This is a genomic window from Bifidobacterium miconisargentati, from assembly GCF_019331675.1.
GTDB lineage: Bacteria > Actinomycetota > Actinomycetes > Actinomycetales > Bifidobacteriaceae > Bifidobacterium > Bifidobacterium miconisargentati.
Genome location: NZ_JAHBBJ010000013.1, coordinates 54,182 through 67,092, shown reverse-complemented (window position 1 = coordinate 67,092; position 12,911 = coordinate 54,182). Strand labels below are relative to the sequence as shown.

The 12,911-nt window shown below is 63.6% G+C and carries 10 protein-coding genes and 1 pseudogene; 9 read left to right on the top strand and 2 right to left on the bottom strand.

Annotation, left to right across the window (positions count from 1 at the left end):
* Positions 1-133: 133 nt before the first annotated feature.
* Positions 134-2,770, bottom strand: coding sequence for an HAD-IC family P-type ATPase (locus KIH81_RS08835; protein WP_214305019.1), 2,637 nt, complete (start codon positions 2,768-2,770; stop codon positions 134-136).
* A gap of 260 nt (positions 2,771-3,030) precedes the next feature.
* Here KIH81_RS08835 and KIH81_RS08830 point away from each other — a divergent pair, with 260 nt between their 5' ends.
* The 7 genes and pseudogenes from KIH81_RS08830 to KIH81_RS08805 all read left to right on the top strand — a co-directional run bounded on the left by KIH81_RS08830 (position 3,031) and on the right by KIH81_RS08805 (position 8,821).
* Positions 3,031-3,312, top strand: coding sequence for a metal-sensitive transcriptional regulator (locus tag KIH81_RS08830; RefSeq protein ID WP_214305018.1), 282 nt, complete (start codon positions 3,031-3,033; stop codon positions 3,310-3,312).
* Between the two features lie 122 nt (positions 3,313-3,434).
* On the top strand, positions 3,435-4,874 hold the full coding sequence (locus KIH81_RS08825; protein ID WP_214305017.1) for a DNA recombination protein RmuC: 1,440 nt from the start codon (positions 3,435-3,437) through the stop codon (positions 4,872-4,874).
* A gap of 68 nt (positions 4,875-4,942) precedes the next feature.
* Positions 4,943-5,572: a type I phosphoribosyltransferase gene (locus tag KIH81_RS08820; RefSeq protein ID WP_214305016.1), complete on the top strand. Its 630-nt coding sequence runs from the start codon at positions 4,943-4,945 to the stop codon at positions 5,570-5,572.
* A gap of 178 nt (positions 5,573-5,750) precedes the next feature.
* Positions 5,751-6,261 (top strand): annotated as a pseudogene (locus KIH81_RS12390) (RNA methyltransferase); the annotation flags it as partial.
* Positions 6,262-6,329: 68 nt separating this feature from the next.
* Positions 6,330-6,767 carry a TrmH family RNA methyltransferase gene (locus tag KIH81_RS12385; protein WP_420829141.1) on the top strand — a complete coding sequence of 146 codons (438 nt, stop codon included), beginning with the start codon at positions 6,330-6,332 and terminating at the stop codon, positions 6,765-6,767.
* Positions 6,768-6,899: 132 nt separating this feature from the next.
* The gene (locus tag KIH81_RS08810) at positions 6,900-7,838 is read left to right on the top strand and encodes an ATP-binding cassette domain-containing protein (protein ID WP_214305014.1); all 939 of its coding nucleotides are present in this window, start codon (positions 6,900-6,902) and stop codon (positions 7,836-7,838) included.
* The gene (locus KIH81_RS08805; RefSeq protein WP_236029460.1) at positions 7,835-8,821 is read left to right on the top strand and encodes a permease of ABC transporter system; all 987 of its coding nucleotides are present in this window, start codon (positions 7,835-7,837) and stop codon (positions 8,819-8,821) included. Before KIH81_RS08810 ends, KIH81_RS08805 begins: the two co-directional genes overlap by 4 nt.
* Positions 8,822-9,541: 720 nt before the next feature.
* Here KIH81_RS08805 and KIH81_RS08800 read toward each other — a convergent pair.
* Positions 9,542-10,504, bottom strand: a complete 963-nt coding sequence (locus tag KIH81_RS08800; RefSeq protein ID WP_214305040.1) for a hypothetical protein — start codon at positions 10,502-10,504, stop codon at positions 9,542-9,544.
* Positions 10,505-11,061: 557 nt separating this feature from the next.
* On the opposite strand from KIH81_RS08800, the gene gatC reads away from it, so the two are divergent.
* Together gatC and gatA are read left to right on the top strand one after the other, a co-directional pair.
* Positions 11,062-11,361, top strand: coding sequence for an Asp-tRNA(Asn)/Glu-tRNA(Gln) amidotransferase subunit GatC (gatC, locus tag KIH81_RS08795; protein ID WP_044089358.1), 300 nt, complete (start codon positions 11,062-11,064; stop codon positions 11,359-11,361).
* Positions 11,362-11,366: 5 nt separating this feature from the next.
* Complete coding sequence (gatA, locus tag KIH81_RS08790) at positions 11,367-12,908, top strand: Asp-tRNA(Asn)/Glu-tRNA(Gln) amidotransferase subunit GatA (protein ID WP_214305013.1); 1,542 nt, start codon at positions 11,367-11,369, stop codon at positions 12,906-12,908.
* Positions 12,909-12,911 lie beyond the last annotated feature (3 nt).

Below are 12,911 nucleotides of genomic sequence, written 5' to 3'. Positions count from 1 at the left end.
TATCGTGCCTGGCCTTACTCGTGGCCTTGCTGTGGCTTCCTCATTGGTGAAAGCTGGCTGAAGTGTGGCTTCGCGGGATTTCCCGTCAATAGCGTCTTGCCGCGCTTTGCCAGTCGTCCATACGCCCGGCCGTTCAGTCGTTCAGGAAGATCTGCGGGGCCTTGGCGAAGTTGTTGGCGCAATGCGCGCCGCAGAAGTAGTAGGTCTTGCCGTCGTGTTCGCGCGTGATGGCGTCGGCGTTCACGGCCACGGTCATGCCGCACACCGGATCGGTGGCGGTCTCGCCCTCGGCCGGTGCGGCGTGATGCATGTGCATGTTCATATCCATGGGATTCTCCTTGGTGGTTGGATGGTTGTTGTCCGTGTGCGCGGACAAGTGCAATGAGGTGCGATCGTCGATGATGACGGTCGGTTCAGCGGCGGGGGAGTGGGATGCCGAGGCCGCTGCCGTGGCGGCGGACTTGTCGCCGGAAGCCTGCCCGACGCCGATATCGGCCCCGTGCAGACGGTTCGCGTTGAGCACCAGGCACACCGAGCTCAACGCCATCGCCAGACCTGCGATCATGGGGCTCAGCAGCCAGCCGGTGAACGGGAACAGCACGCCTGCCGCGATCGGGATGCCGATGACGTTGTACCCGAACGCCCAGCCCAGATTCTCGCGAATATTGCGCATCGTGGCCTGCGACAGGTCAATGGTCTTCAGCACGCCCCGCAGGTCGCCGCTCATCAGCGTCACGTCCGCGGACTGCATGGCTACGTCCGTGCCGGTGCCGATGGCGATGCCGAGATCGGCCTGCGCCAGTGCGGGCGCGTCGTTGATGCCGTCGCCCACCATCGCAATGAGATTCGCGGACTGTCTGGCACCGGACCGCTCGCCCTGTGCGCCGTGTTCGTCGCGCTCGCGCTGCAGTTTCTCGATCCAGTAGGCCTTGCCGTCCGGCTTGACCTCGCAGATCACCGTGTCGATGCCCACCTCGCGTGCGATGCGGGAGGCTACGTCCGCCTTGTCGCCGGACAACATCACCGTGCGGATGCCTCGGGCGCGCAACGCCGCGACGGCCTCGACGGAACCGTCTTTGACCGTGTCCTGTTCGTAGCTCGGGCGGCTCCAATCCGCGGATTCGTCCACCACGCCGCGTGTGATGGTGCCGGTCTTGTCGAACACCACGGTACCGATCAGGCGCGCCTGCTCCAGCGCCTTGGCGGACGTGACCAGCACGCCGTTCGTGGCGCCCAGGCCCAGCGCCACCGTCACCGAAAGCGGCGTGGCGAGGCCCAACGCGCACGGACAGGCGATGATGAGCACGCTGACCGCCGTGACCATCGCGTGCGCGAGCTTCGGATCGGGGCCGAGCGAAACCCATACGGCAAACGTCCAGATGGCGATGATCATCACCGCAGGCACGAAATACCGGGCGATACGGTCGGCCAGCTGCTGCACCGGGGCCTTCGTGGCCTGCGCGCGGGCCACCATCGCGGCGATCTGCGAAAGCACCGTGTCCGCGCCCACTTGGGTCGCGCGCATCACGCAATCGCCCTTCAGCAGCACGGTCGCGCCGGTCAGCGGGCTGCCGGACGACTTGACCACGGGCTTCGATTCGCCGGTGATCATCGACTCGTCCACCGTGACCTCGCCGGCCACGATGACGCCGTCAGTGGGCACGCGCTCGCCGGCGCGCACGATCAACAGATCGCCGGTGGAGACGGCGTCGATGGGAGTGTCCGTGGCATTGGCGGGATTTCGCCATTCGATGTTCCCGAGGTCGGCGGCGGAACCGTTGGTGCCGACGCTCAGCAGGTGAGCGGAGGTCGGACGCAGCTTGATGAGGGACTGCACGGCCTTGCCGGTGCCCTCGCGGGCCTTGGTCTCCAGAAGACGACCGACCAGAACCAGCGTGATGACCACGCCCACCGATTCGAAATACGGTTCGCGAGAGCCCTCGGGGAAGACCCACGGGGCGATGCAGGTCACCAGACTGTACAGGTAGGCGGCCGACGTGCCCAGCGAAACCAGCGAATTCATGTCCGGGGAACGATGGGCCAGTGCCGGGAACCCAACTGAATGGACGGGGTGACCGCAATAGAACATCACCGGGGTGATGAGCATGGCCTGCAGCCACGGGTTCACCATCCAGTGCGGCACGAGCGCGGGATTCGCCATATGCAGCATGGTGACGACGAACACCGGGATGGTCAGTACCGCGCCGATGATTACCAGTCTGGTGAGCGACCTGATTTCGTTGCGGCGTTCCTGGGCCTCGCGTTGCTCCGCTGCCGCCGCATCCTTGGCTCCCTCTGACGAGGGGACTGTCGAGTGAAGCGAGACTGGGGGAGAGAAGCGCTCGGCCTCGGCCGGGCCACCGGACCGCGAGCGAAGCTCGTCCTCCTTCCCCTCCACGCGCAGCAACCCATGCACCATGTTCATGCCGCAGGCGAACGGATACTCGCCCGCCGGCAGTGCCGGCAATTCCACGTCGGTCGTGGCATTGCCCGGCAGCATGACGTCCATGCCCAGATCCGCGAACACCACATGCGAGGTGCACTCGCCGGTTTCCTTCCGGTCGAACGTGAGGGTGATGGGCATGCCGGCCCGCATGGTCACCTGCGCGGGGGAGTAACCGCCTTTGACGGTGATGGTCGCATGCTGCCGGCCATTGCTGACCGTGCCGGCCTCGCCACGTTGCGGGGCGAAGAAGAACCGCAACACCAGCCATGTCAGGGCCGCCGCAGCCAACAGGGCCGCAGCCACCGGGAAGATATCGAATTCCATACCCGCTCCTTCCTCTCTTCATTGTATCGGGCAACAGTGTATACCCAATACCCCTATAGGGTATATAATGTGGTGTGTTCAGCTTGAGGAATAACGGATAGCGAAAGAGGTCTGTCAAACCAAGATTCCGGGATCGGCACGGTCTTCGTCCCTGGCTCCCCTTGCCGGGGGAGCTGGCTGCGGGGCGGTCTGAGGGGTGGCCCAATCGGATTTATGACGATTTTGGTTTGACGGGGCTTTGCGGAAAGGCTGGTGGATTTATGCACGGCTATAGCGGCGACAAGTCGAAGGTGGTGGCGCGGCTGCGCCGCATCGAGGGACAGGTGCGCGCCATCGAGCAGATGGTGGAGGACGACAAGTACTGCATCGACATCCTCACGCAGATTTCCGCCTCGAATTCCGCGTTGAAATCCGTGGCGTTGCTGCTGTTGGACGACCACCTCAACCATTGCGTGCGTCAGGCCTCCGCCGAGGGTGGTCCCGTGGCCGATGAGAAGCTCGCCGAGGCCTCCGCCGCCATCGCCCGTCTCGTCAAGTCCTGATGGATGGGGTTTCTTCTACCTTCTGAGCGCCGGAATCTCGGCGAGAGGCCTGAAAACGGCGTGATTCCGGTGTGAAGGGAAAAATTTTACCGTCCTTCTCAAACAATGCGATACTGGGAACCATGTCTGAACAAATGGGAACCGTAGTAATTGTGGTGCTGGTACTGGTGGTCGGAGTCGTGATGGGACTCGCCGCCGGATTCCTGCTGGGGCGGAACAAGGGCCAGGAGATGGCCCGCGGTGCCAAGGCCGAGGAATTGGAGGAGGCGCGCGCCGCATTGGAGTCCGCCCGATCCGAAATCGCCGAGCTGCATGCCGTGAAAGCCGCCGCCCGTGCTCAGATGGAAGGTGCGGAACGCCAGTTGGCGTTCGTGAAGTCGCAGTTGGCACAAGCGCAGCAGGCCGAGCAGATTCGCATCCAGCATGAGCGTGAGCGCGCCGCTGCCGAGGCCGAGGAACGTCGCCAGGCTGAGGCCAAGGCTGCCGAGGAACGTCGTCGTGCCGAAGCGGAGGCCGCGGAAACGAAGCGACGCGAGCAGGAGGCGCGGCTCCAGGAACAGAGCAAGGTGCTGGAGGCGCTGGCTCCGGTCGCCAAGAACCTCGATGCGCTGCAGAACAAGGTCACGCAGATCGAGGAGGGCCGCAAGCAGGAGATGGGCGCCCTCGGGGCCCAGCTCAAGGGGCTCAATGATCAGCAGGCTCGCTTGGACAAGGAGACCAGCTCCCTGTCCGCCGCGCTGCGCAACAACAAGGTGCGTGGCGCTTGGGGTGAGGCCCAGCTGAAGAACATCGTGGAATCCGCGGGACTTCTGGAACATGTGGACTTCGATACGCAGGTGGTGGTCACCGGTGCGGACGGCCGCACGCTGCGACCGGATATGATTGTCCACCTTCCGGGCGGCAAGACCATTCCGATTGACGCCAAGGTGCCGTACGCCGATTACCAGCGCGCCTGCGAGATTCCGGAAACCGCTAGTCCGGAAGAATTGGCGCGGCGAGACGAGCTGCTGCGTTCGCATGCCAAGGCGCTGCGCGAGCATGTGCGTGCCCTCGGCGAGAAGGCCTACTGGAACGCCTTCGACACGGCCCCGGACTTCGTGGTGGCGTTCATCCCCAACGAGGCATTGCTTCAGGCCGCGCTCGAAGCCGACTCCACGCTGATGGACGACGCCTTCTCCCGCAAGGTGGCGCTCACTTCGCCGGTCACGCTGTGGGCTGTGCTGAAGTCCGTGGCGTATGCCTGGCAGCAGCAGTCCCTGACCGATGACGCCAAGCAGCTGTTCGATCTGTCCCGTGAACTGTACGACCGTTTCGCCGTGCTGGGCGATTACGCCACCAAGCTCGGCACGCAGATCTCCAAGACGGTCGGCGCCTATAACAAGTTCGCCGCCAGTCTGGAGAAGCGCGTGCTGCCCACGGCGCGCAAGCTGCAGAAGATCGAGCCCACCAAGATCATCGGCGAAGTGCCGCTCATCGAATCCGAATCGGGCAACATCAACGAGCTCGCCGCGCCCGAGGTTGCGCCCTCGGACTCCGATTCGTCCGATAACGCCAAAGACTGAGCCGACGTGTTCCGATTGCGGCCGGGTTCCAGCCCATCCCTGACCCCCTCAGGCGATAGTCTGGGAACATGACTGAATCTGGATTCCGCCGTACCGGCACCCCGGACCTTGCCGCCTCGAAGAACGCCACCGATTTCGCCATGCTTGACCCGCGCGAGCAGCTGGCCTCCCTGCTCAAAGAGCACGTGGTGGGCCGTCCCTTCTCCGAACTGGCCGCCGTGACCTTCGACCACCGCGCGGCCGTGGTGATGGGCCATGTGCTGCTCGACGCCCTTGAGGACGCCGGCTACTCGGTGGACGACTTCGACGCGGTTGGCGCCCTGACCGCCGCCGCCGTGCCGATGGTCTCCGCGATGATGCAGGCAGCCGCCTCCCGCGGCGAGGACCTGGACGGATTCGTCATGGACTTCGTCTATCCGTCCATCAAGGGGCCGTCCATCGAAGGCCGCCGTGTGGTGCTGCTGGACGCATGGTTGTCCGAGAAGTCATATGTGCAGACCAGCTCCCTGGTTACCCTGCGCAACGGCAACGAGCTGAGCCTCGATTTCGGCGTGGTGGAACAGCTGGGCGCCTCTGTGGTGGCCATCGCCTCGCTGGTCGGCGGCGGCGCGAAGAACATCGACGTCATCAACCCCTCCACCGGCGAGAGCCACATCCTGCCCTTCGTCCAGGTCTTCGACGAATCCGAGCTGCGGTAATTCGTCGTTGCCGGTTTCGATTGAGCAGATTTCATCTGTCATAGGCGGATTGTTTTCCTGAGAGAGTGCCCTCGTTAATCGTGTCTCTCCGGGAATCCGCCTAATACCAACGGTTTTCCAATACTTTTCGCCTGATTCTGGCGAAAACCATGATGTGCAATCACAGGAGGTATGCGGCTTGCACGCGCCGAATCAGATTTCCCTGGCCGCCAAGGCATCCGGCGAACCCGAATTCCGTGAAATCGGCGTAGGCCCGTGGGTCGAAACACATCCCGACGAACCCCGTCCGGATGATGCCGCATCACCCAACTACGATTCCCGTTTCGATACGGAACTCCTGAACGAAGGCGATCGGCGCAACGTGCTCGACCGATACCGGTATTGGTCCGTGCAGGCCATCAAGGACGATCTGGACGTTCGTGGCCGTCATGATTTCGAAGTCGCAGTGGAGAACTGGACCCACGACTTCAACATCGGCTCCATGGTGCGCACCGCCAATGCCTTCCAGGCAAGGCGCGTGCATATCGTCGGGCCTCACAAGTGGAACCGCAAGGGCGCGTTGATGACCGAGCTCTACCAGCACGTGGAGCATCACCCGTCCATCGCCGAGCTGGTGGAATGCTGGCGCAACCGCATCGCCGGCGAAATCGCCTACGAGCGTGCCCGCGCCGCGGCCGCCGCCGTACACGTCCATGAATCCGCGGTTCTGACGCCACGCCCCTCGGCCGCATCGCTGATCTCCGAAAACGACAGGCTCATGGCGGACATCGATGCCGGGGATTTCGGCGTTCCGGCCCGAACCCCCGCCGCGGCTGCCAGTGCATCGGTCGCCCCGCTCCCGTCCAATCCCGTTCCGTCTGATACGCACGCATCGGTCTCGGTCCCTGACGCCAGACAATCCGCGCTGGCCGAACTCACCGCCGCGGACGCGCGCATCAAGGAGCTGGAGGCCGCCCGCGTCATCGCCCTCGACATCATTCCCGGTGCGGTGCCGATGGAAACCTACGTTTTCCCCAAGCGCTGCCTGCTCCTGTTCGGTGCCGAAGGCCCAGGTCTGAGCCAGAAGGCTCTCGACTTGGCCGACGACGTGGTCTACATCTCCCAATTCGGTTCGGTCCGTTCCATCAACGCCGGTGCGGCCGCCGCTGTGGCGATGCACGCCTGGATCGCCCAGCACGCGGTTATCGGCCGATAGACACGGCGATTCCGATCTGCACGGACCGGAACGTTCTGCCCCCGATGCGTACGGTGCCAAAACGGGTAGCCATACGTCGACAGCCAGGCCGTCGCACTGGCGAGGTGCCGGCTTGTCGCCTAGAGTTGAACCATGATTGAGGTTGAGGGGCTCAGTAAACGGTTCAAATCCAAACAAGCACTCAGTGACGTGACGTTCACCGCCGAGGACGGCAAGGTCACCGGTTTTCTGGGACCCAACGGTGCCGGCAAATCCACCACCATGCGCGCGATGCTCGGTCTGATCGCTCCGGACGACGGCCATGCGCTGATCGACGGCAAGCCATTCGTCAGCCTGCGCGCGCCCATGCGTGCCGTCGGAGCGGTGCTGGACGCCAAGTCGGCGCATCGGTCGCGTTCGGCCCGTGACCATCTGCTTGCGCTGGCCTACACCAACAACATCCCCAGACGCCGGGTGGACGAGGTTATCGACATGACCGGCCTGACCAGCGTGGCCAAGACCAAAGCGGGCCGCTTCTCGCTCGGCATGAGCCAGCGGCTGTCCATCGCCGCGGCCCTGCTGGGAGACCCGCATAACCTGGTATTGGACGAGCCGATCAACGGACTCGACCCGGAAGGCGTCAAATGGGTGCGTGAACTGTGCCGCTACTATGCCTCGCAGGGACGTGCCGTGCTTCTGAGCTCGCACCTGATGAGCGAGGTGGCGCTCACCGCGGACAACCTCGTGATCATCGGCCAGGGACGCATTCTGGAAACCACCACGGTCGGCAGGTTCGTGGCCGAGCATTCCGCACGTTCCATCCGCGTGGTCACACCCGAACCGGCCAAGCTCATGGCGATTTTCGCCAATGCTGAAGGAGTCAGCGTCACGCCGGACCAACGCACGCCTGCGGACCCGCCCATGGGCGAGGTGTTCCGCATCACCGGTGCCGATCTGGTGGCCGCCGCCCGCGTGTTCGCCCAGGCGGGGCTGATCACCTACGAACTCGTCGAGGAACACGCCTCGCTTGAGGAGGCATACATGGCTCTGACCCATAACCAAACCGAATACCGTGCGCAGGAGGTCGGATGATGAACGGCCCGGAGATGGATGCCTTGAATCCGGATGGTGAGAAAACGGCCATGGCCGGGGACCGTGTCCCTGCCTCGTCCCGTGAAACCGGACGCCGCGCCAACCGTTGGAGTCGCCGTATCCGATTGTCCTTTCTCGGCGTGCTCAAGGCCGAGCTGCTCAAGCTCAAATCGCTGAACTCCACCTGGATCCTGCTCGGCCTGGCCTCCGCACTCATGGTGGGCATGGCCGCGCTGAGTGCCTGGACCATCACGTTCATGGCCACCATCGACATCACCACCGGCAAAACGCTTGACCATCCCAAGCCGCTCGCCGCCGCCGATCTGTGGGCCGTGCTGGCGTCCTCGGGCAGCACCGCGGCGCTGGTGATCGGCATCTTCGGCGTCATGGCCATCACCAGCGAGTACACCACGTCCGCCATCCAATCCAGCCTGACCGCCAATCCCAGACGCGGCATGTTCTACGTCGGCAAATCGCTTGCCGTGGCGCTGTACGCGCTCGCTTCCGGAATCGTGGGCATATTGCTGGCATCCGGCATGCTGTTGCTGTTCGCCAGAGGCTATGACGTCACGCCGCTCAAAGACGACCAGTGGCGCATCATCCCCATCACCGTGGCCGGCTTCCCTCTGATCATCATGCTCATCGCCCTGATGGCGGTGGGATTGGGGGCACTGACCCGCTCCACAGTGGGCGGCGTGAGCACGGTGGTCGTACTGCTCATGGTCCTCTCCTCCATACTGGCCATCGTCTCCATGGCGGTCAGCCAGGTCTCCTGGCTCGGCACCCTGGCCTACCTCACGCCCGACATGGCGATGAACAACTTCCTCGGCGGCAGCATCCGCAGCGATGCCGTCTCCTCGGTCTCGGTCCTGCAGGACTACTGGATTCCCGAATGGTGGCAGTCCGGCCTCATTCTGCTCGCCTGGGTCGCCGCCGCCTGGATCGGAGGCCTCATCGTCACGCAACGCGCCGATGTGAAGTGACGGCATACGGCGCCTGTTTCTTCGATGCTTCAGCAGGCGTTGCTCAATACCCTCGACGTGTCCTGTCCGCGAGTTCGTCGGGGTTTGAGGGATTCAGCAGTCTCTGTTGAACCAAGATTGACATGTGGTCCTTATTCTCGGCGCCCCTTGCCGGAGGATCTGCTGGCGCAGTCGGATTGGATGCACGTCAATCCTGGCTTAGCAGGGCCGTTCAGTATTGTGCTCGCTCTCCTGAGTGTTGCCGAGCGGGCGCTGACGGCAGGTAAAACGCGGTTCTACAGATATGTCCTTTCTTGCTTGCTGATGGCTGTTCCGCCGAGCAAGAAAGGTGAATTGATCCCTATGCCGCCTCGTTGATAGGCATCTGATGGGGGCATAAGGGGCAGCTGCCCCTGTTCTGCCCCTGCCAGCGGATATCCTGCGGGGCAAGGATGGTGATTGCTCCCTGTGCCGTCCCGCTGATAGAAGCTCAGCGGGGGATTGCCGATGGCTGGTCCCCCTTCTGCTCCGCTGCCGGATTCTGAGCGGGGCGTGAACGCGAATAGGTCCCCGATTCGTCCCGCTGACGAGTCCCTAGTGGGGCATTGCCGGCATATGATGCCTTGTTTGCCTCGCTGGCAGACCTCCCGCGGGGCGTTACGTGCGGTTTCTGCCTGGCTTGCCTCGCTGCACCTTGGCCCGGCGTGACCAATCAGGCAGATACTCCCCGTTATGCTTCCCTCAGAACCACAAACTGCGCGTCTTCGGTATGCCGGCCGTCTGTAATTTGTTCCAAAGCGGTCGTCTACGCAACACGTCGTCGAATGTAAACCGCACGACCGTGGCGACCTTCGCCCGGCGTAGTGCATCCTCACGTGCCCTTTCATCGTGAACCACGCCCTGTATGGTCTTGCGCCCCGACATATCCGGATCCACATATTTTCGTGTGCCGTCAAATTCGCCCACGATGATGCGGCCGTCGGCGAGTCTCCACATGAAATCCACCCGATATGCCATGCCGGTTTGAGGATCGATGATGGTCTGCTGAATTTCCGGAGTCGCGTATCCGCCTTCGATGATGGTGCCGCGAGCCAGCGATTCGCCGCCATTCTCGCTGGCGGGATTGGCATGATGCAAAAGCCGGAATACCGTTGTGCAGTCTTTCCGGGAGTTGCCGCAGATGGCGAGTATGTCACTTGCGGCGACGCCGCTGGCCAGCGCGGAGTCGATGACGGGCAAGGCCAGGCGGAATTCGTGCATAAGGCCGCAATCCACTACGGTTCTGGCTCCGTCGGTCACGGGAATGCCATCCACGTATGCCGGAGTGCATGACGGTATGAAAATTCGCCGCACCAGGGCGGTGCTTGCATCTGCACCCTTACCGGGGGCGACGATGGCGATGGTGCCGTCATGCATCATCCACGGATGGTCAAAACCGTGGATGCTCGCCGCGGTGATTCCGGCGAATATCCAATTCGGATGTTTGAGGTGCAGCGTACGGGCGATATGCGTCGATCGTTCCGCGGGATTCAGGGAATCCCAATAGGTGGGTGATACGTACATATTGGGGAATACGCGCTTCAGCTCCTGTGCCTTGGCCCGCCGCTCCAATGCGGAACGCTGAGCTTTGTCTTTGCCGACGGCACAGCGGCGTTCTGTTTCGGCCTGTTGCATTAACGTTTCCACGACTTTGTGATGTTTCATGGCAATGACCATATGCCGGCGAATGCCTCTCGGGAAAGGCGGAGCGGCCAATGTGGGTGCAGCTTCTCAGCAAAGTGCTGAATTGTGGATAGATGTGGATAAGTATGTGGATAATGGGTGGTCGGCCGTCAGACGCATCTTCGACGATTCCAATGTGGGGCCAATCGGCTGCGTAATACCTGTTCTACCGCGCTGAAATGATGTGAGCGGGGTGCCAGAGGGCACTACTAGCTGTATTGCCGCGTTAACTGGCTGCCAGCGGGGAAAGCCGGTTGCGTATTGCCTGTTCTGCCCCGCTAACAGGCTTGTATTGGGGTTATGAAGGTATGTGACGCCTGCTCTGCCCCGCATGCATGCCATAAAAAGAGCATCGGCGGCACCTGCTCCCCGTTTTACCGCTCCGCACCGGTCCTCAACGGTAAATCCCGGTCAGCCGGTGCTTGGAATGCCTCGCCGGCATTCGGCCCCAAGCGCCCGGAAGCCCATCGGACGACCGCCGGCCCATGCTTCGAGCGGCGGTATTCCGCGTGTCACAAACCACTCGTATAGTTGGGCCCATGCCAACATTTTCACGCGAAGAAATCGTGCATTTGGGCGATCTTGCCCGAATCGCGCTCACCGATGAGGAAATCACCCGTCTGCAGGGCGAACTGAACGTCATCGCAGACTCCATCAACAAGGTCCAGGAAGTCGCTTCCGACGACGTCGAGCCCACCGCCAACCCGGTTCCGCTTGAGGCCTACCTGCGCCCGGACGTGGCCGAGACCCCGCTCACGCAGGAAGAGGCGCTCGCCGGCGGTCCGAAGACCGAGGCCGGTATGTTCGTGGCACCGCGAATCCTGGGAAGCGAGGAGTGAACCCGATGAGCAACGAAACCGCATCTCTCGTCAAGCTGTCCGCCGCCGAGCAGGCCGCCGCCATCAAGAAGGGCGACGTCACCTCCCGCGAGCTCGTCGAGGCCCACCTCAAGGTGATCGAGGCCGCCGAGTCGTCCATCAAGGCCTTCCTCAAGGTCTCCGGCGACGTGGCCCTGGAGCAGGCCGACGCCTTCGACAAGAAGTCCGCCGAGGACAAGGCCGCCCTGCCCGAGCTGGCCGGCGTGCCGATCGCCATCAAGGACATGATCGTCACCAAGGGCATCGAGACCACCGCCGCCTCCAAGATCCTCGAAGGCTGGGTGCCGCCGTACGACGCCACCGTCATCGAGAAGCTCAAGGCCGCCGGCATGCCGCTGCTCGGCAAGACCAACCTGGACGAGTTCGCCCAGGGTTCCTCCACCGAGCACTCCGCCTACCAGACCACCCACAACCCGTGGGATACCGAGCGCGTGCCCGGCGGTTCTGGCGGTGGCTCCGCCTCCGCGGTCGCCGCGTTCGAGGCCCCGCTCGCCCTCGGCACCGACACCGGCGGCTCCATCCGTCAGCCCGGCGCCCTGACCGGCACCGTGGGCGTCAAGCCCACCTACGGCGGTGTCTCCCGCTTCGGCGCCATCGCCATGGCCTCCTCGCTCGACCAGATCGGCCCGGTCTCCCGTACCGTGCTCGATTCCGCCCTGCTGCAGGAAGTCATCGGCGGCCACGATCGCCGCGACTCCACGTCCATCCCGGAGGGCCCGCGCCCGATGGTCGCCGCCGCCCGCGAGGGTGCCAAGCGTGACCTCAAGGGCCTGAAGGTCGGCCTGATCAAGGAACTCGGCGGCGATGGCTTCCAGCCCGGCGTCGAGGCCCGCTTCAACGAGGCCGTCGACAAGCTCAAGGAAATGGGTGCCGAGGTCGTCGAGGTCTCCTGCCCGCACATCGGCTACTCCTTGGGTGCCTACTACATCATCATGCCGTCCGAGGTGAGCTCCAACCTGGCCCGCTACGATGGCATGCGCTACGGCCTGCGCGTGATGCCGCCGGCCGGCGTGCCGCAGACCGCCGCCAACATGATGGCCTACACCCGTGAGGCCGGCTTCGGCGACGAGGTCAAGCGTCGTATCATCCTCGGCACCTATGCCCTGTCCGCCGGCTACTACGACGCCTGGTACGGCTCGGCCCAGAAGGTCCGCACGCTCATCATCCAGGACTTCAAGAAGGCCTTCGAGCAGGCCGACGTGCTGGTCTCCCCGACCTCCCCGTCCACCGCCTTCAAGTTCGGCGAGAAGATGGACGATCCGCTGGCCATGTACATGAACGACATCGCCACCATCCCGGCCAACCTCGCCGGCGTGCCGGCCATGTCCATCCCGGCCGGCCTGTCCGACGACGGCCTGCCCGTGGGCTTCCAGTTCATCGCCCCGCAGCAGCGCGACGAGGTCATGTACAAGCCCGCCGCCGCCCTCGAAGCGGCGCTGGAGGAAAGCTGGGGCGGCCCGATCTGGAACAGCCTCAAGACCCCGTGGCTTGACGGCCTGGCCAAGTGACGG